Genomic DNA, 18,290 nt, shown 5'->3' with positions numbered 1-18,290 from the left:
CGCTGGTCGGGGACGGCTCATGGGCGGGCGTATCAAGGGGGCCGGCCGATGAGGGGCTCCGTCGACGGGCTCGGCTCGTCCGCGCCGATCGGGATGATGCTGCCCGCGGTGTTCGCCGACGACGACCTGGCGCAGCGCTTCGTCGCCGGGCTCGACGAGGTGATCGCGCCGATCCTGAACGTCCTCGACTGTCTGCCCGCCTACTTCGACCCTGCCCTGGCGCCGGTCGACTTCACCCGCTGGCTCTCCGGCTGGATCGGCGCCGAGACCGACGGCACCGAACCGGAGCCGAGGCTGCGGGCCGCCGTCGCCGCCGCCGCGTATCTGCACCGGGTCCGGGGCACCCGGCGGGGTCTCGCCGAGGCGGTGCGGCTCGCGTTCGGCGTGGAGCCGGAGATCTCCGAGAGCGGCGGTGCCGCCTGGAGCGCCCGCCCGCTCGGCCCGGTCCCCGGCGAACCCCGCCCCCACCTGCACGTCACCGTCCGGCTGCCCGACCCGGGCCCGGCCGACGAACACCGCCTGGACGCCCTCGTGGCGGCCGCCCGCCCCGCCCATATGCCGTACACGGTCAAGGTGACCGCCGCCGAAAGGATTCCGGAGAGATGACCACCCAGAACTGCGCCGAGTGCGGCACCCGGGCAGAACCGGGCCAGTCGTTCTGCGACGCGTGCGGCGCCGTACTGAGCTGGACGGACCGGGGACGGACGGGTACGGCGGAACGGACCGGCGAGCGGGCGGGAGGAGTCGCTTCGGGCGCCGGTACGAACGCCGGTGCGGGCTCCGCTGCGAGCGCCGGTGCGGTCGGCACGGCCACGGCGAGCGGGGGCGATCCGGCGGGCACCGGCGCCCCCGTCGGCACCACTGACGCCTGGTCCGCCCAGGGCGCCGCGGGAACCGCCGCCGACAGCGGCGAGCCGACCTCCCACCCCGCCACCGTGGTCTCCACCGCCGCGCCCTACGCCCCCAACGCCCACGATCCGTCCCCGCGACCCACGGACACGGAACGCACGAGCGCTGATCCCATGAGCGCGGGACACGCTCCGGCCGGAGGAACCGCGGCCGACGCCAGCGGCTTCCCCGCCCATCCCGGCACCGGGCAACCGCCGTACGCCGCGCGCCAGGGAAGCGCACCGCACGCCATCGACGACACGGCACCCACCGAACCCGTCCCCCCGGTCGCGTCCCCCGCGCTCGGGGACACCATGGCCGCCCGCGCCCGTTCCCTGCTCGTCCCCGTCGCCGATCCGGAGGCCCCGCCTCCGGCGCCGCAGCCCGTCGCGCCGGTGCTGCCGGGCCGGCCGGTGGCGGACCGGCCGCAGGTGCGGGCGCCAGGGCCCGAGCAGGGTGCCGAGACCGGGCCGCCGTGCCCGTGGTGCGCCACCCCCAACCGGCCCGACCGGCACTACTGCGCACGCTGCGCGATGCCGATGGCCGGGGACGACCGCGCACCGGAGCGCCACCGCCCGTGGTGGCGCCGCCTGTTCGGCTTCGGCAACAACGAGATCCCGTGGGCCGGGGAGCGCCCCCGGCTGCGGCGGACCTTCGACCGCGTGGTCACCTGGGTCACGGGCGCGGTGGTCCTCGCCCTCCTGATCACCGCCGCGATCTACACACCGGACGCCATCCAGGCCACCCGGGACCACTTCGCCAAGCGCGCCCCGGTCCCCCCGGACCGGGTCGCGGCGTCGCGCTCCTACCCGCAGCACAAGCCCGAACTGGCCTTCGACATGCTCAACAACACCTGGTGGGGCCCGGGCGTCTCGGAGTCGGCGGAGGGCGAGTGGATCGAGGCCAACTTCGACGAGCCGACCCGGCTGCTGGACGTGATCATCACGTCGGGCATCTCCACCCGTGCCGAAGACCGCACCAAGGCGGCGCTGCCGCACCGTCTCAAGGCGACGATCACCACGAAGGACGGCAGGACGACGACCCGGCAGCTCACCCTGGACCAGTCCTCGGGCGGCCAGCGTCGCGCGTTCCGCGTCGGTGAGGTCACCAAGGTCCGCTTCACGATCGAGTCGGCATTCCAGACCTCCGGAAGCAAGCAGGTGTCCATCGCGGAGATCGAGTTCTTCGGCCGGTCGAGCGCGAACTCGTCCTGACCGCACCACCCGGGCAGTGCCGGGCCGCGGGGGCGCCTCCGCGGCCCGGGACCCGTACCCCGACTCCCACGCAACGGCGCCGACGCAACGACGCCGACGCAACGACGCCGACCCGTCAGCCTGAGGGCCGGCGGATCGGCGTCGGAACGCTGCGTGGAGGGCGCGGGGCGGGTCAGCCCAGGGTCGGGAAGGACTCCGAGCGTGGCGCGGGGGTCTCCAGGGGCGCTGTGTGACAGGTGAAGCCGAGGCGGGTGAGCGCCCTGGTGACCTCGAAGGCGGTGAAGTCGCGGCGGTCCTGGCGGGTGATGATCTCGCCCACCTGCTTGACCGGGAACACCTTGCGCCCGATGGCCACGCAGGCCCCGGTGGCGGCCTCCGGTCGGACGCCCTCCATCTGTGTCTCCACCTCGGACTTGATCAGGTCAAAGGGGTAACGGGCGATCACGCAGCGCATGGGGGCCTCACCAAGGGTCGAGGGAACGGCAGAGGGTGCCTTCGGGGCCGGTGTCGGTCAGTGTCGGCCGGGACGGTGCCAGGCCGTGACCGTGATCCGCGGACGGTGGTCGGCGGGGTGGTGGTTCGCGGACCGGGATCAGCGAGGGCTGGGGATCCGCGAGGTGGGCGAGTCAGCGGGGGCTGTGGTCAGGGGGGCTGTCCAGGACGCCCGGCGCGTATTCGCGAGGGTCGATCACGGGGGACACACCCGACATCGCAGCGCGGGCGGCGCCAATTCGGGGGGCTGGATCCGGCTGGGCTTCCCGGCGGGAAACAGGGGAAACAAACGGGGCCCGCACCCAAGGTGCGGGCCCCGTTTCGCCGTAGCGCGCGAGCGATCGCGGATAAATCAGGCAGGGACGATGTTCTCGGCCTGCGGGCCCTTCTGGCCCTGCGTGACGTCGAACGTCACCTTCTGACCTTCCTGGAGCTCACGGAAGCCCTGGGTGGCGATGTTCGAGTAGTGAGCGAAAACGTCGGCGCCGCCGCCGTCCTGCTCGATGAAGCCGAAGCCCTTTTCCGCGTTGAACCACTTCACGGTACCGGTGGCCATGTCATATCTCCTGAAGGCAGTGCTTGGAAACCCGCACTGCGCGAGCCTCCTCATCGCTGCGATGATCACCTGCCCGGAAAAACCGGCAGCAAAATGGCAACCACAACTGCAACTGCGACTGAGCCTAGCACGGGAGGTCCCGAAGCAAATCGGAGGCGAGAGCGAAGTAATGCGGGTGAAAAAATATGCACTAAAATCCTGCCGGGATCACCAAGGAATTCTTTTCCACCGCGGCCCGCAATCCTGCTCCGGCGATGTCAGTTTTTCACTCGCGGCTCGCCCCGGCTCCGGAAACCCTCCTCCGGGCGACGCAGCTCCTCGTTGTCCCGCAGGGCGTCCTCCAGCCGGTCCTCCAGGCCGATGATGCGGCAGGCGGCATCGACGGGCGTGCCCTGGTCGACCAGTTCCCGGGCCCTGACGGCCAGCCGCAACTGCTGCCGCGAGTAGCGGCGGTGACCGCCGTCCGACCTGGTCGGAGTGATCAGCCCGGCCTCGCCGAGGGTCCGCAGGAAGGCGGGCGTGGCGCCGATCAGCTCAGCCGCCCGGCCCATCGTGTACGCCGGGTAGTGGTCGTCGTCTAGCGGGTCGCCGGCGGCCGGCTGCTCTTGTGAGGGCATGTGCGTCTTCCCGCGGGTCGCCGGGGCGCGGCCCGCCACAGGGGCTGGTCCCCGCCCGGAACTCTAGTCGCCCGGGTGGAATCCCTGCTATGGCGAGCACAGATATTCCGCTCGATGTTCAGCTGCTGTACGCGTCCCGCTCAGGGGTCGACGACCAGGGCCCGGCGCGGGCCGGACGGGACCCCGAGCAGGCCGTCGTCCCGGGGCTCGGCGGCGACGGATCGCCAGCCCCAGGACCGCAGCGCGTCCAGGGTCCCGGTGTCGCCCCGGTCGACCAGGAAGACACCGAGCGCGCCGTCGTGGTCGGTGAGCAGCCGCTTCTGCAGTCGCCGGGCAAGGTTCCATTCGCGGTCCTGGTCGTAGGCCCGCACCCGTTCCGGCACCAGGATCCCGGAGACCGCGAAGAGCCCGCCGGAGGCGGCGAGGCTGAGCAGGGGCCGGGGGAGGCATCCGTCCAGGCCCTGCCACCAGGGGCCGTCGACGCGTACCGGAAAGCCGTACGCGCACCCCGTCAGCACGGACGTCTCGTCGCGGACGACGGCCTCCGCGATCAGCAACCCGAACCCGGGCTGCCGTACGTCGACCGCCAGCCGCCGCAGGAAGGCGGTGCGGGACCGGGCCCACTGCCCCGGCCCGACGCCTGAGGTCTCCGCGTACAGATCACCGAGTTCCTGCCAACGGTCCTCGACCTGGCCTCGGCTCAGCGGGCGGACGCGTTCCCCTTCGAGGGGCGAGGGGCCCCGACGCCGGCGCGGCGACGAGGCGAGAGACTGCACGTTCAAAGTCATCGCCCGACCCCTGCCCCAGGCGCGGACGGATCCGGCCCGGCGTCGTGGTGCGCCGAGAACGGCGCCGGTGAGAGGGGCGCACGAAGAGTCCTCGGCTCTTTCACGGTACTCCCGCCCGCACGCCCCCTGCCCGGGCCGGCCCTGTCCGACCGACCGGAAGCGTCCGGGCGTACGGTGGACATATTGGGGCATGTGGCGGAACCGGAGACAGGTGACCGTGATGCGCACGAGGCCCGACAGCTCCCCCCGCACCCAGGGTGCGCGGACGGCCCTGCCCGTCTCCACCCCCGTACGAACCGAAGCGGACGCGCACTTCGCCGCGGGCATGTTCCCACCCGAGGGCGAGGAACTCGCCGAGGTCCGCATCATCGCGACGGACCCCGATGTCGCCCAACGGGTCGCGCTGCTGCTCCGCCAGGGCTTCCACTGCGACGAACCGCGCAGCTATCCGGCGGGCCCGGACGGCCACGGCACCCTGCTCCACCTGACGGTCGACCCCCACCGCCCCCCGGACGAGCCACCCACCGACTCCCCCTGGCTGATCAGCAGCCGCTCCCAGGCGTCCCGCTCCCACACGGACGAACCGGGCTGAGACAAGGGGTTCGACGTCGGATCAGGTCAGACCAGGTCAGGCCGGGGCGACGCGGGACGGTCCAGGTCGGTCACCACCGTGGCGTAGAAGCGGTGTACCGCGTCGTCGACGCTGCGGATGAAGCTCGACTCCGTGTTGCCGCGGGTGTTGCCCATGCTCTTGAAGAGGGACAGGCGGAAGCCGGTGATCTCCGTGCCGTTCTTGGGAAGCAGGTCCGCCGGTTCCGGGCGCAGGCGTTCCAGGGTGCCGCGAGGGCCGCCCGTGTCACCGTCGACCAGCGTTTCGACATGGAGGTCCGCCGGGGCCTGGGAGAGGCGTTTGACGAGGCGCTTGACCCAGGTCAGGGGGTAGCCCTGGTCGGGGGCGGGGATCTCGACGGAGGTGCGGAGCTTCCCGGTGCGCAGGTCGGCGGTGAGGGCGAGGACACCGGGCGTGCCCTCGATACGCAGCTCCGAGTGCAGCCTCCCCGCCAGGCACAGCTCGTCCGCCATCCGCGCCCGCCGGGCCGCCGGGTCCGTGCCGCGCTTCGCGCGTCGTACGGGGAGCATCTTCTGGCCGAGTTCACCGCCCATCCGCAGACAGACCTGACGGATCAGCCGCTCCCAGCTCTCGACCACCTCCAGCGCGCGGGGGTCGCCCTGGCACAGGGTCTCGTCGTCGATCCCCTTGCGGACGGGGACCCAGGCCGCGCCCATGTTCTGGAAGCCGTGGCAGCCGGAGTTCTCGTGCTGGAGGTAGTGCAGGAGCTCCTGGAGCAGCCAGGCGTGCGCGCTGTTGCCGACGCCCTCGTGCCTGATCAACAGCTGGGCCTGGTGGGCGACTTCGGCCCAGGAGAGGTGCCGGAGCGCCACCTTGTGCTTGCGCCGGCCGTCGATCTTGACGTCGACCAGCGGGCTGCCCTCCAGGGCGACATCGTTCGACAGCGTGATCACGGCCTCGTAGCCCCGTCGTGCGGCGATGTCCATGTACGCCTGCACCTGGTCGGCCTTCAGCCCGTTGCCGTTGGTCTTCGTCTCCACCAGCGCCGTCCACAGCTTTCCGGCCCGCTCCACGCGGATCACACCGTCCGGTCGTCGTGGTGAGTCGCCGTGCGCCAGCGTGACCTCGGTGAACGTCTCCATACGGCCCGCGGGGGCGCCGAAGGCCGCCGTGAGCCGTCTGCCGAACTCCGGTACCTGCGCCATCACCGACAGCAGCACGGACGTGGCGCGTGTCTCCCGGTCCCGGTCGCTCTTGAGCACCGGAACCGGGAAGAGGCGGGCCCCCTTCCAGGACTCGTTCTCCGCGAGGGACCTTGTCACCGCCTTGGGCAGGACGACCTTCTTCTTGGCGGTACGGGGGCGTGCGGACGTCTTCTTCGCCGCCGCCGTGTCCTCGTCCGAGCGGCGGGGAGCGGGGACGGCGTCCAGCGTGACCCGCGCCTGCTGCTCCACAGCCGTGAGGCCGGGTTCCGTAGCGGGTACGGGGTGCGAGGCCGACTCGGGGTGCGAAGGGAGCCCGGGGCGCGGAGCAGCCCCACTCGCGGCCGAAGTACCGTCGGTAGCCGCCACACCCGACGACGCTTCGCCCTCGTCGACCTGCTCGACCCCGTGGGCCTCGGCGACCGCCTCCGCCTCGTCCCCGGCGTCATCCTCGATGTCGACCCCGAAGTCCGTCGCCAGTCCGGCGAGGCCGCTGTCGTAGCCCTGTCCGACGGCGCGGAACTTCCACTCGCCCTCACGCCGGTACAGCTCGCCGAAGATGAACGCGCTCACCGCTCCGGCGTCCTCGATCGCGAACCTCAGCAGATCGTCGCCGGAGCCGTCGGCCAACGTCACGCGCAGGTCGTCCAGTTCGGCGAAGCGGGCTGCCTCGTACCGGCTCGCGGCGACGACGATCCGTCCGACGTCGGCCGGGATCGCCGTGAGGTCGAAGCAGATGCGGTCCTCGCTGCCCTCCTCGGCGGGCTTCTTGCCCAGGAGTTGCACGCTGCCGTCGGCGGCGACCGGGTTGTTGTAGAAGTAGAAGTCGCTGTCGCTGCGCACCTTTCCGTGCGCGCCCAGCAGCATGACGGAGACGTCCGCGTCACCCTCACCCGTCGAACTGGCCCATCCCAGGCTCACGATCACGGAGTCGACGTTCTCGCTCAGCGCCGTCAGACCGACGTTGGCGCCCTTGACCATCTCGTACACAAAGCCCCCCCAGAGCCCTCACGCGGGCGCACGGGCGAGCCGAGGATCCCCCCACCGACCGCCCCGCACCCTGTGTGACATGACGCACACTCAACGCACGGCGAAACTCTAGTCCCCAGGCGGGCGGCCTGTGGTGATCCGCCGGAATCTCCACAGCGGGAGGGAAGAGACGGAAAGTCTGCCCGGGAGGGCCTTCGGGAGCGGGCCGGATGCGGCAGGCCGTGGGGCGGACGCCCGCCCTGCGCCCCCTCGCCTGTCATTCGTCCGTCATCCGCTCAAGCTGCGCCGCCGTGACCGCGCGGACGACGAAGACTGCTGCCACGGCCGCGCCCACGATCGCCGCGTCGGAGGCCAGGAGCATCCATACGTCGGTGTAGGCGCGGGCGATGATCTCGTCCGTGTCGTCGGCGTATATGAGGCCGACGCCGCCGGCCAGGCCTATCAGCCACAGGCCCCACCACCAGTTCACCGAGCTCGGCAGCCGCCTGCCGGGGGCGCTCGCGCGGTGGATGTCGACGACGAGGCCGCGCGGGATCCAAAGGTTGGCGAGGGGCAGGATCCAGCCCAGGTACATCCAGATCCAGGAGTAGCGGGGCGGTTCACCGGACAGGGCGCGGGCGTTGTCCCGTACGCGCCACAGCCAGGACAGGAACAGGAGCGCGCAGAGCACGGCGGTGGCGCTGCCCAGGGTGTTGACGATGTGGTACGCGTCCTCCAGCGGGGTCAGTTTCCGGTGCTCGCCGCCGCCCTGGTCCGGCGGCCCGGACGCCGGCTGCCCCGCCGCCGCGAGGCGTGCCTCCCACAACGCCCGGGCCAGCCAGGCGACCCCGGTGAGGGCGAGGGCCGCGACGGCACAGCGCGCCGTCCACAGAACGGGCCGCAGGGCGGAGGGATCGGCGGCAGAGCTGGAGGGCTGCACATCTTGATCATTCACCCGGTCAATCCTGGGGGCCACGGCACCCGTAGGCCATCACGAAATCACTCCTCCATTGTCACAGTCATGCCATACGCCCCGCCCTCCTGGTCGGCGGAGCACCTTGTGACAAAGCCTTGAATGACCCGGATCACGCAAGCCATTGGTTTTCGGTCATAATCGACATATGAGTACGGCGACGTTTGAACTAGCGGCTACGTCGAGCGAAGTACTCAACGTGGTCGCCGCCTTTGCCGGTGGGCTGGTCATCGCCGGCGCACTGGTGTGGGCCGTGGTGTTCGGCATGCGGGTCCGGGACCGGGAACTGCCGCGGCCCAGCCCCGAGGAGCAGCCGCGGCTTCCTCTGAACGGCCCGATCCACGAGGTCCGGGAGATGCGGGAGCCGGACGAGGTGCCGGTGCCCGCGGACAAGCGGGAACGGCTCATGCCGTACCAGCTCCACTCCTCCGGAACCCGACGAGGAAAGGACCAGGTCAGAAAGCGCTGGCTGCCGGGTTCCAGCGGCTCCTTCGGCAGCGGCGGCATCGGTCACACCTGAGGACGTCACACCTGAGGACGTCACACCTGAGGACGTCACACCTGAGGACGTCACACCTGAGGACGTCACACCTGAGGACGTCACACCTGACGGAGCTGAACAGGTCGCGGTCAGGTCTGCCCGCGGGTCGGTCGGTACGTCGCGAGCGCCCAGATCACGAAGACGTTCACGGCGATCATGATGATCGACCAGACCGGCGCGTACGGCAGGAACAGGAAGTGGGCGACCATGCTCAGCGCCGCCAGGAAGATGCCGGTCAGCCGGGCCCACGCGGCGCCCTTCAGGATCCCCGCGCCGGTGAGCGCGGCGAGCGCGCCCAGGACGATCAGGATCACGCCCCAGCCGGTGAGGTTGATCTTGTAGACGTAGTCGCCGAGGTTGGCCCAGACATCGTCCTTGGCGAGCGCGGAGATGCCCTGGAAGATCGCCAGGACGCCGTCCACCAGCATCAGGACACCGGCGAAGACGACCCCGCCGGTGGCCCAGGCGGTCTCGGTCGGCGTGAGCGCGTCGCCGTAGTCGGGTCGCCCGGAGGGTCCACCGGCCGGCCGGTGGGTGTCGTCCCAGACCGGCGGTGGCCGCTCTCCGCCGGTCGGTCGCTGTCCGCCGGTCGGTTGCTGTCCCCCACCGGTGGGCGGCTGCGTGGTGTGCGGCTGTTGGGTCATGGCCGGACCCCGTTCCTTCCGGGGCGGCAGGCGCGGGACGCCGTCCGCCGGTGCCGAGTGGTGTGTCCTGCGGTTCGACCATCAAGCGGGGCAGGGGCCCCCGCCACGGGGACTGAGCCGTATGGGTGACATCCGGCATGCGCCCGTCCGCGCTCGGACCTTCACTGGACAGAACACATCGCACCCCGGGAGGCGAAATGACCGGTACCCGTGCGCGCCGGGCGACGGGCGCGGCACCGACGGCGGTCACGGCCGCCGTCCTGACCGGTCTGACCCTGGTCGCGGTGACCGGCCTGACCGGCTGCTCCGACGGCGACAGCGCGTCGAGCACGGTCAGCAAGGCCGCGTCCGCCGCCCGGTCGGCCGGCGAGGAGGCGACCGCCGCCGCGTCCTCGCTCGCCTCCGAGGCCTCCTCGGCGCTGGCGTCGGCGACGGCGGAGGCGGGCCGGAGGCTCGACGACATCAAGGGCGGCGTGGACGCGAAGGGCTCCGTCGAACTGGGCAAGCCGACCGCCGACGGCGACCGTACGAAGGTGGAGGTCACCGCGAAGAACTCCACCGACTCCACGAAGTCGTTCGCGGTCCAGGTCGACTTCACCGACCAGGCCGGCAACCTGCTCGACACGGTCGTGTTGACGGTCTCCGACGTCCCCGCGGGCGACTCCGGCAAGGCGACCGCCCGCAGCAACCGTCAGCTGACCGGCGAGGCGAGGGCGGAGGTGGCGCGGGCGGTGCGGTACTGACCGGCGTACGACCGAAGGGAACGGCCGAGACGCGGGCCGCGTGGCAGGACGGCGAGGCAGGACCATGACTGAGACACCGAGGGGCGGGACACCGAAGGGCGGGACACCGGAAGGCCGGGCACCGAGGGACGCGTCACCGGTGCCCTTCACCGAGCAGGACTACGCGGCCCGCATGGACCGTGCCGCCCGCGCCGCCGCGGCCGTCGGACTGTCCGGACTCCTCGTGCCCCCCGGCCCCGACATGGTCTGGCTCTGCGGCTACCGCCCGATCGCGATCACCGAACGCCTCACCCTCCTCGTCCTCACCCCCGACTCCTCCGACTCCCGGCTGCTGGTCCCGGCGTTGGAGCGCCCGGACGCGGAGGAGTCGCCCGGGGCGGGTGCCCTGCGGATCTCCACGTGGCGGGACGGCCAGGACCCGTACGCGGCGGCAGCCGGGCTGCTGCGTCCGCACGGCCGTTACGGCGTCTCCGACTCGGCCTGGGCCCTGCATCTGCTGGGCCTCCAGGAGGCGCTGCCGCTGACCACGTACCGCGCGCTGACCGTCGCGCTGCCGATGCTGCGGGCCGTCAAGGACGAGCACGAGGTGGCCCGGCTCGCGGCGGCCGGTGCGGCGGCGGACGCGACGTACGAGGAGATCCTCTCCGTACGGTTCGCGGGGCGCCGCGAGACCGACCTGGCCGCCGACCTCGCCCGTCTGCTGCGCGAACACGGCCACAGCCAGGTCGACTTCACGGTGGTGGGCGCCGGGCCCAACGGCGCGAACCCGCACCACGAGGCGGGCGGGCGGGTGATCGCCGACGGTGACATGGTGGTCCTGGACTTCGGCGGTCTCAAGGACGGCTACGGCTCCGACACCACCCGTACCGTGCATGTGGGCGAGCCGACGGACGAGGAGCGCGCGGTCCACGAGATCGTCCGCGCGGCGCAGCAGGCCGCCTTCGAGGCCGTACGGCCCGATGTGCCCTGCCAGGAGGTCGACCGGATGGCCCGCGCGGTGATCGAGGACGCCGGATACGGCGAGCACTTCGTCCACCGCACCGGCCACGGCATCGGCGTCACGACCCACGAACCGCCGTACCTGGTCGAGGGGGAGGACCAGCCCCTCGTCCCCGGCATGTGCTTCTCCATCGAACCGGGCGTGTATCTCCCGGGCCGCTTCGGCGTCCGCATCGAGGACATCGTGACGTGCACGGAGACGGGCGGGCGCCGCCTGAACGCGACCCCGCACGAGATGGCGATCGTGAACTGACGCCGCCGCTCAGGCCATCCAGAAGAAGACGGCGGTCATCCGCTTCTCCGCCGTCGTGCGGCCGAAGTAACCGGTCGCGCTGTGCACGAGGTTGGCGTTGTAGAGGAGCAGGCGGTTGTACCGGTGAGGCACGCGTACGTCCTCCTCGAAGGCGTCGGGCGCGACGAACCGCGTACCGAGCGCGTCGACGAGGTTGTTGTGCGGGGCCTGCACGACATTGCCGCCGAGCCGCCCGCCGGGCAGGGACTGCCTGTAGAAACTGGTCCCGCAGTCCTTGGGCACACCGGGGTTGAGATACAGGACGGCGGCGTACCGGCACAGCGACCGCGAGTCCGTGTGCGGCCGGGGCGTGCTCTCCCCCTCTCCCACCACCTGCACGCAGTTGTGGTTGAGGGTGCCCCCGCCGGGCGCTTCCTGCACCCACAGTTCCTTGACCCCGGTCGCCTTCCTCACCGCCCGCTCCACCCGCGCGAGTTGCCCCGGCTCGAGCCCGGGCATCGCGCGCAGCCCCGGCCACGCCTCCGGCTTGTGCGGATACCCCTCGACCCAGTCGTCCTTGCCGAGACAGCCCTCCCGCACGGCGTCGACGTCCGGCAGCACGTCGTCGATCACCCAGTAGTCGCGGCCCTTGGTGGGCTTGCGGTAGGGAAGCACGGGGAGGGACGCGGCGGCCCTCCCGGGCCGTGAGGGCCGATGCGGCATGGACATGCCGCGAATCTAGGGCCGAGGCCCGTCAGGACTCTCCCGCGTTTGCCTCCGGAGTCTCCCGCGAAGTGGTCAATGTTCGGTCAACCGGGCAAGCCAACTGGTGCGCCTACTTGGATTCGACGCGTCCGAGCGGGTCGGGGCCGGCCGTCAGCGCGTCGCACGCCGCCTTCCAGGCGGAGTCCCCTGGGTAGAGCTCGGTGCGGAGGTAGGCCCAGGTGAGGCGTTGGACCGCGGACACGCGCTCGGGGTTCTCGTCCGTGGTCTCGGCGACGTCGTATCCGGAGATCCCGCCGAGCCCGTGTTCCGCGTCGAACAGGGTGAGCAGGGACTTGGGGCCCGGGGCCAGGACGTACGGGTCGGCGTGCCAGTCCGGGCCCCGGACCGTCAGGTGGGCGGAGGCGTCCTTGTCGCCGGCGACCACGAGTGCGGGCGTCGTCATCCCGGAGAAGTCCGTGGTCAGGAAGAAGGGGAGGTTCTCGGCCACGGACTCGGTGAGGGCGTCACCGCCCCTGCCGGGCGCGGCAAGCAGTACACCGGCCTTGATCCGGGGCTCGGCCAGGTTCACCTCCGTTCCGTCGTGCGGATCGGTGAGCCGGGCGCCCAGCAGCAGGCTCGCGGTGTGCCCGCCCATCGAGTGCCCGGCCACGGCGACCTTGCCGTGGTCCAGTCGCCCGAGGAGCTGTGGGACGGCGGCCTCGATCACGTCGAGGCGGTCGAGGACGCGCTTCATGTCCTCGGCTCGGGATCGCCAGTACAGCGGTGCCCCGGGGGTGTCGGGATCCAGGCTCAGCGTCCTCGAGCTGAGATGGGTGGGCTGGATCACGACGAAGCCGTGCGCCGCCCAGAAGTTGGCGAGGGGGGCGTAGCCGTTCAGGGAGGAGAGGTGGTTGGAGTAGCCCTGCCCGTGCGAGAGGAGGATGACCGGCAGGTCGCTTCCGGTCACGGGCGCGGAGACCCGTACCTCCAGGTCCACGGCTCGGTCGGGCGCCGGCAGCACCACCGGACCGACCGAGAGGACGGGCGTGGGAGAGCCGAAGGTGTCGGCCGCGTAAGTCGGTTCACTCATGATGCGACTTCCGTTGAATGGCCTCTGCCGCCTGTTGCCGGATCATCCGGTCGGCGGCGGGTGAGGCGGTCAGGAGCGCCCGGCTTCAGGCACGCTGAAAGCGGAGCGACGTTCCGTTTAACATACGGAACACCGTTCCGTTTTGTCAACGGCGATCGGGAACCCCTGCCCAACCCCCGGCCCTCACCGACCCACCGCACCCACCGTGATGGCGATCTGCTCGCTCACCGCGCTCACCCCGTTGAAGCTCGCCGTCACCTGGAGGCGTCCCGAGCCGGTGGGCAGGGCCACGGACGGGACGCAGGACCAGGCACCCTTCGCTGTGGCCGTCGTCGCGCAGACCTCGTTCTCCTCCCCGTCCCGCACCGTGACCTGGGCGCCCGGGAAGGCCGTACCGGAAGCCTTCGGCAGGGCGAGCAGCGGGACCCCGGACTCCGGTCGGGTCAGGGCCGGCTCGGGCAGGCCGACGGTCACCGCGCAGGTGCCCTCGTCGCGTACGGCTCCCCCCGCCTCCGTGAGCCGCACGGCGCAGCCGCTCAGCCGGGTGCCCGGGACGGCGTCGCGCGGCACCGACAGCACGAACGGGAAGGTGCGCCCCTGCCACGCCCGCGTCGCCACCCCCTCGTCGAAGGTGTACGTCCCGCTGCCCCGGTCGGACGCCACCGCGCCCCGGAAGCCGTGGGCGTCCAGCGGCGCGTCCGCGACCTCCGCGCCCTCGGGTGCCGTCAGGGTCAGCACGGAACCGGCGCCGAGCGGTGCCCCCTGGTAGCCGGTCACCTCGACCGTGCCCTCACGGCCGGGCACGATCGTCACGGCGCCCCACAACTCACGGCCGAGCCCGGCGGCCTGGGCCCGCTCCTGCGGCGACCCCGACCACGCGATCGTTCCCGCCACGGCGATACCTGTCAGCGCGGCTGCCTTCCTGGTCCTGTTCATCGACGGCTTCATCGTCGGCGGAGCTCCTCACGGGGACATCGGCGACACTTCTCCGTGCGATTCTCGCGGCCGTTTCCGCAGGTGGCGTTTGCTGTGCGGCCGTACGGGCGAGAGCGGGCGCGAGAGGCCCCCCAGCCGAACGTGACTCCCGCCCGGCCAGGCCCCCACCGAGACCGGAGATCACCCTTTGCCTATTCTTTACCAAATCAAAAGACTTCTGGGTGGCTCGTCTCCGTACTCCTGTCCGTCAGGCCCGCCGATCGGTGGGCACCCGGCCGGGCAGGAGGCACCGTGGGTATCTCGCGGAACGCAATGGGAACTCTCTTCGTGGGTGGTGCTCTCACGTTGACCCTGGCAGCGCTCGCCTATCCCTCGATGCTCGGTCTCGACACCGTGTCCAGCGCTCAGGACAGAGTCATCTCCCAGACCCAGTGGGGGCCGTTGACGGAGGGGGACCGCGACTTCGTGGTCAAGGTGCGCGCGGCCGGGCTGTGGGAGTACCCGGTGGGGCAGATCGGACTGGGCAAGGGGACGTCAAAGGAGGTCGTGACGGCCTCCAACCACCTGATCGACGGCCACGCCGCGCTGGACACCACCTGTCGCAAGATCGCCCCCATGCTCAACATCACCCTGCCCAACGTGGCCAGTCCGCAACAGGTGGGCTTCGTCAACCAGCTGACCGCGGACCCCAAGGGCACGCAGTTCGACTCCGACTTCGCCAACATCCTTCGAGTGACGCACGGTTCGATCTTCAACACGATCGCGAAGGTCCGGTCCACCACGAAGAACAGCCTGGTGCGGCAGCTGGCCGACCAGGCCAACGCCACCGTCCTGGACCACATCACGGTCATGGAGAACACCGGCATGGTCAACTTCGACCAGGCACTCTTCACCCAGACCACCCCACCGAAGCTGCCCTCGGACCAGCTCACCCCGCCCGCGGCGCAGGCCGGCGAACCGATGATCGTCCTCACCCCGCCGCCGACCGCAACGACGACCCCGCCGACCATCAAGCAGTAGTCGGCCGGCTGAAGGGTCCTACGCGACCCACACCGTGGTGTCCGGGCCGAGCCGCCCGTCCGCCAGGGGAGCGCTGCTCAGCAGAACCTCTCCGGGCGGCAGCGGTACGGCCGCCCCGGACAGGTTGGTGACACAGCGCCAGCCGCCGTGGCGGGCGAAGTCCAGCACCCCCGGCGGGCTGTCGTCCGCCCAGGTCAGCGACTCGCCCTCCTGCAGTTTGCGACGCAGCCTGAGGGCCGTGCGGTAGAACTCCAGGGTCGAGCCGTCGGTCCCGTCCTGTGCCTCGACGGCGTACCGCGCGAAGCTCTCCGGCTGCGGCAGCCAGGCACCACCCGCCCCGAAGCCGTACGACGGTCCCGTCGTCGCCCACGGCAGCGGCACCCGGCATCCGTCGCGCCCCTTGTGGACATGTCCCGTCTGTGCCCAGATCGGGTCCTGGAGCACCTCGACGGGCAGGTCGGCGACCTCGGGCAGGCCGAGTTCCTCGCCCTGGTAGACGTACGACGATCCGGGCAGCGCCAGCATCAGCAGCGTGGCCGCCCGGGCCCGTCGTAGGCCCGCCGCCTCGTCCACCGACGGGGCGCGGCCGCCGGACAGCAGCCAGGCGTTGTCGTCGGTGCCGGGCGGGAGCATCAGGCGGGAGGCGTGCCGGACGACGTCGTGGTTGGAGAGCACCCAGGTGGCGGAGGCGCCGGCCGCTCGTGCGGTGAGCATCGAGTCGGTGATGACCTGGCGGAGTCCGTCCGCGTCCCAACCGGCCTGGAGATACTCGAAGTTGAAGGCCTGGCCGAGTTCGTCCGAGCGGGCGTACAGCGCGCGTCGGGCGCCCGGGACCCATGCCTCGGCGACGGCCATCCGGGGCGGGCGGTAGGCGTCGAGGATCTTGCGCCAGTCGCGGTAGATCTCGTGGACGTCGTCGCGGTCGTAGAAGGGGTGGGTGCCGGGCGGGAACTCGGCCAGGGCCGCCTCGCCGCTGAGTGCGGGGGCGCCGAGGTCACGCAGCGGTTCGGCGAGGTCCTTGGCGAGGGCGTGGGCGACATCGACGCGGAAGCCGTCGACCCCGCGGTCGGACCAGAAGCGCAGGGTGGTGCGGAAGTCGGCGCGGATCTCCTCGTTCGCCCAGTTCAGGTCGGGCTGCTGGGGCGCGAACAGGTGCAGGTACCACTGGCCGTCCGGCACCCGCTGCCAGGCGCTGCCGCCGAAGACGGACTGCCAGTCGGTGGGCGGGAGTTCGCCGTGCGTGCCGCGTCCGTCGCGGAAGACATAGCGGTCGCGGGCGGCGGAGCCGGGGCCGGCGGCGAGGGCCTCCTGGAACCAGACGTGCTGGTGGGAGGTGTGGTTGGGGACGAGGTCGACGATCACCTTGAGGCCGAGGCGGTGGGCCTCGGCAGCCAGGGCGTCGAAGTCGTCGAGGCTGCCCAGGCGCGGGTCGACGTCCCGGTAGTCGGCGACGTCGTAGCCGCCGTCGGCGAGTTCGGAGGGGTAGAAGGGGCTCAGCCACAGGGCGTCGACGCCGAGGGCGGCGAGGTGGGTCAGCCGCTGGGCGACGCCCTTCAGGTCCCCGAGTCCGTCGCCGTCGGCGTCGGCGAAGCTGCGGGGATAGACCTGGTAGACGACGGCCTGCCGCCACCAGTCGGGGTCACGGGAGGACAGATCGGGAGGCAGGTCGGGGCGGACGGAACGGTCGGCGTGGGCGTCGGTCACGCGGTCTCCCTCGGGGCGGTGGTCCACGGCAGGCACTGCGCCACTCACGTACCTGTCCCCATTGTCGGTAAAGCGAACTCGAACGCGGTCCGGAGTATTTCATTCCCTGTGTGATGAGATTGTGATGACCTCTTGAACTATCCCTGTATTGCCGCAGGTTGACAGGGTTACGCAGTGAGATCCACGATGTGCGAACACCGTGATTCATGTGATTCCTGTGAATCATGTGACCAGTGAGTCCGGTGTTCTCATGCCCGGTGCTCTGTGGAGCACCCGCCACCCCCTCACCCGATGGGAACCGCATGTCCATAGTCAGACGTGTCTCCGCGCGCCGCCTGCTGGGGACGGGTGCCGCGGCGCTCGTCCTCTGTGCCGTCTCCGCCCCGACCTCCTGGGCCCACGGAACCCCCGGCGGCGATGGATGGAAGTCCGGCGGCACCTACAAGCCCGGCACAGGCGCGGGCACGGAGACCGCCACCGACCGCTGCCAGTTCTCCCTGGACGGCTCGAGCTTCTTCGACTCGGTCAAGGTCGATGACCAGAACCTCAAGCCCACCGACGACGGCAAGATCCACGTCAAGGTCCGCACCGCCGGTGACGCCGAGTCCTGCACGGCCTCCCTCGCGTCCTACCTCGCCCACGGCGCCACCTTCAACACCTCCGGCGAGCAGATCTTCGTCGACTTCGACACGGTGACCGTGAAGCCGGGGCAGACCGAGTCCCTCGACATCGCGGTGCCGGACGCGGGCTGCTTCGCGCAGGTCGACCTGTACCGGGGCGCGGTCAAGTTCGACGGCGAGCTCGACTCCAAGGACGGCTTCGTCCACGGCGAGGTGCCCATCGGCCCGGAGCGCCCGGTCATCAAGGAAAAGCTGATCGCGGGCTGGAACGGCGGCACGAAGGAGTGCACGGAGGTTCCGTCCGAGCCGCCGGCCACCCCGACCTCCCCGCCCGCGACGACCCCGGAGGAGCCGGAGCCCTCGACCCCGGCCGAGGAGACCACGCCTCCGGCCACCGAGCCCCCGGCCAGCGAGACCCCGGGCACCGAGACCCCCACCCCCTCGGCCTCCGAGTCCACCACCGCCCCGGCCACCACGCCGAAGGGCGGCGGCGACGACCTCGCGGAGACCGGTGCCAACAGCAACACGGGCCCGATCGCGATCGGCGCGGCAGTGCTGCTGGCTGGCGGAGCGGGCATCGTGGTGATGACGCGGCGTCGCAAGGCGACTCGCGCCTGATCCACGCGGACTGAACAGTCCTGAACCTGAAGAGGCCGCCCGCCGTCCTGGCGCGGGCGGTCTCTTCGGCGTTCTCGTCACGGTGTTGGCCGGAATCACCTCGCTCTCCGACAACGGTCTGGATGTTCGTTGTCACTGCTGGTAGTTAGAGTTACTCATCAGTCGTCG

The 18,290-nt window shown here is 71.2% G+C and carries 19 protein-coding genes; 8 read left to right on the top strand and 11 right to left on the bottom strand.

Translation table 11 applies throughout. The annotated features are described in order from the left end of the window. Positions 1-48 precede the first annotated feature (48 nt). Positions 49-606 carry a phage tail protein gene (locus AB0H86_RS04950; protein ID WP_362433022.1) on the top strand — a complete coding sequence of 186 codons (558 nt, stop codon included), beginning with the start codon at positions 49-51 and terminating at the stop codon, positions 604-606. Beyond that, a complete protein-coding gene (locus AB0H86_RS04945) occupies positions 603-2,102 on the top strand; it encodes a zinc ribbon domain-containing protein (RefSeq protein ID WP_362433019.1) in 1,500 nt (499 codons plus the stop codon). Before AB0H86_RS04950 ends, AB0H86_RS04945 begins: the two co-directional genes overlap by 4 nt. Positions 2,103-2,274: 172 nt before the next feature. On the opposite strand, the gene AB0H86_RS04940 is transcribed toward AB0H86_RS04945, so the two are convergent. The 4 genes from AB0H86_RS04940 to AB0H86_RS04925 all read right to left on the bottom strand — a co-directional run bounded on the left by AB0H86_RS04940 (position 2,275) and on the right by AB0H86_RS04925 (position 4,555). Beyond that, positions 2,275-2,556: an SCO5918 family protein gene (locus AB0H86_RS04940; protein WP_362433017.1), complete on the bottom strand. Its 282-nt coding sequence runs from the start codon at positions 2,554-2,556 to the stop codon at positions 2,275-2,277. Positions 2,557-2,946: 390 nt separating this feature from the next. Next, positions 2,947-3,150 carry a cold-shock protein gene (locus AB0H86_RS04935; protein WP_010986199.1) on the bottom strand — a complete coding sequence of 68 codons (204 nt, stop codon included), beginning with the start codon at positions 3,148-3,150 and terminating at the stop codon, positions 2,947-2,949. A 257-nt stretch (positions 3,151-3,407) separates the two neighbouring features. Next, positions 3,408-3,767, bottom strand: coding sequence for a MerR family transcriptional regulator (locus tag AB0H86_RS04930; protein WP_362433014.1), 360 nt, complete (start codon positions 3,765-3,767; stop codon positions 3,408-3,410). A 140-nt stretch (positions 3,768-3,907) separates the two neighbouring features. Next, positions 3,908-4,555, bottom strand: coding sequence for a hypothetical protein (locus AB0H86_RS04925; protein WP_362433012.1), 648 nt, complete (start codon positions 4,553-4,555; stop codon positions 3,908-3,910). Between the two features lie 220 nt (positions 4,556-4,775). On the opposite strand from AB0H86_RS04925, the gene AB0H86_RS04920 reads away from it, so the two are divergent. Further along, the gene (locus AB0H86_RS04920; RefSeq protein ID WP_362433010.1) at positions 4,776-5,147 is read left to right on the top strand and encodes a hypothetical protein; all 372 of its coding nucleotides are present in this window, start codon (positions 4,776-4,778) and stop codon (positions 5,145-5,147) included. Positions 5,148-5,173: 26 nt separating this feature from the next. Here the strand turns inward: AB0H86_RS04920 and AB0H86_RS04915 are convergent, their stop codons facing one another. Then, entirely contained in the window at positions 5,174-7,309 is a 2,136-nt protein-coding gene (locus tag AB0H86_RS04915) for a TerD family protein (protein WP_362433691.1), read from the bottom strand. Positions 7,310-7,574: 265 nt separating this feature from the next. Continuing rightward, the gene (locus AB0H86_RS04910; RefSeq protein ID WP_362433008.1) at positions 7,575-8,252 is read right to left on the bottom strand and encodes a DUF4328 domain-containing protein; all 678 of its coding nucleotides are present in this window, start codon (positions 8,250-8,252) and stop codon (positions 7,575-7,577) included. A 166-nt stretch (positions 8,253-8,418) separates the two neighbouring features. Between AB0H86_RS04910 and AB0H86_RS04905 the strand changes: the two genes are divergently transcribed. Next, entirely contained in the window at positions 8,419-8,790 is a 372-nt protein-coding gene (locus AB0H86_RS04905; RefSeq protein WP_362433006.1) for a DUF6479 family protein, read from the top strand. 110 nt (positions 8,791-8,900) lie between these two features. Here the strand turns inward: AB0H86_RS04905 and AB0H86_RS04900 are convergent, their stop codons facing one another. Beyond that, the gene (locus AB0H86_RS04900; RefSeq protein ID WP_362433003.1) at positions 8,901-9,455 is read right to left on the bottom strand and encodes a hypothetical protein; all 555 of its coding nucleotides are present in this window, start codon (positions 9,453-9,455) and stop codon (positions 8,901-8,903) included. Between the two features lie 197 nt (positions 9,456-9,652). Between AB0H86_RS04900 and AB0H86_RS04895 the strand changes: the two genes are divergently transcribed. Continuing rightward, positions 9,653-10,198 carry an FxLYD domain-containing protein gene (locus AB0H86_RS04895; protein WP_362433000.1) on the top strand — a complete coding sequence of 182 codons (546 nt, stop codon included), beginning with the start codon at positions 9,653-9,655 and terminating at the stop codon, positions 10,196-10,198. 172 nt (positions 10,199-10,370) lie between these two features. Continuing rightward, positions 10,371-11,450: an aminopeptidase P family protein gene (locus tag AB0H86_RS04890; protein ID WP_362433688.1), complete on the top strand. Its 1,080-nt coding sequence runs from the start codon at positions 10,371-10,373 to the stop codon at positions 11,448-11,450. A gap of 9 nt (positions 11,451-11,459) precedes the next feature. Here AB0H86_RS04890 and AB0H86_RS04885 read toward each other — a convergent pair whose 3' ends face one another. From AB0H86_RS04885 to AB0H86_RS04875, 3 genes are all read right to left on the bottom strand, one after another. Beyond that, a complete protein-coding gene (locus tag AB0H86_RS04885; RefSeq protein ID WP_362433686.1) occupies positions 11,460-12,152 on the bottom strand; it encodes a DUF6445 family protein in 693 nt (230 codons plus the stop codon). Positions 12,153-12,264: 112 nt separating this feature from the next. Then, positions 12,265-13,224, bottom strand: coding sequence for a chlorophyllase (locus AB0H86_RS04880; protein WP_362432997.1), 960 nt, complete (start codon positions 13,222-13,224; stop codon positions 12,265-12,267). A gap of 183 nt (positions 13,225-13,407) precedes the next feature. Continuing rightward, positions 13,408-14,160, bottom strand: coding sequence for a carboxypeptidase regulatory-like domain-containing protein (locus AB0H86_RS04875; RefSeq protein ID WP_362432995.1), 753 nt, complete (start codon positions 14,158-14,160; stop codon positions 13,408-13,410). A 312-nt stretch (positions 14,161-14,472) separates the two neighbouring features. On the opposite strand from AB0H86_RS04875, the gene AB0H86_RS04870 reads away from it, so the two are divergent. Further along, on the top strand, positions 14,473-15,180 hold the full coding sequence (locus AB0H86_RS04870) for a DUF4142 domain-containing protein (RefSeq protein ID WP_362432993.1): 708 nt from the start codon (positions 14,473-14,475) through the stop codon (positions 15,178-15,180). Positions 15,181-15,198: 18 nt separating this feature from the next. On the opposite strand, the gene AB0H86_RS04865 is transcribed toward AB0H86_RS04870, so the two are convergent. Beyond that, positions 15,199-16,884 carry a glycoside hydrolase family 13 protein gene (locus tag AB0H86_RS04865; RefSeq protein ID WP_362432990.1) on the bottom strand — a complete coding sequence of 562 codons (1,686 nt, stop codon included), beginning with the start codon at positions 16,882-16,884 and terminating at the stop codon, positions 15,199-15,201. Positions 16,885-17,186: 302 nt separating this feature from the next. Between AB0H86_RS04865 and AB0H86_RS04860 the strand changes: the two genes are divergently transcribed. After that, positions 17,187-18,122, top strand: coding sequence for an LAETG motif-containing sortase-dependent surface protein (locus tag AB0H86_RS04860; RefSeq protein WP_362432988.1), 936 nt, complete (start codon positions 17,187-17,189; stop codon positions 18,120-18,122). Positions 18,123-18,290 lie beyond the last annotated feature (168 nt).

The sequence above is a fragment of the Streptomyces sp. NPDC050997 genome (genome assembly GCF_040660135.1).
Lineage (GTDB): Bacteria > Actinomycetota > Actinomycetes > Streptomycetales > Streptomycetaceae > Streptomyces.
The sequence above is the reverse complement of the archived record's forward strand: the minus strand, read 5'-3'. Positions and strand labels throughout refer to the sequence as shown.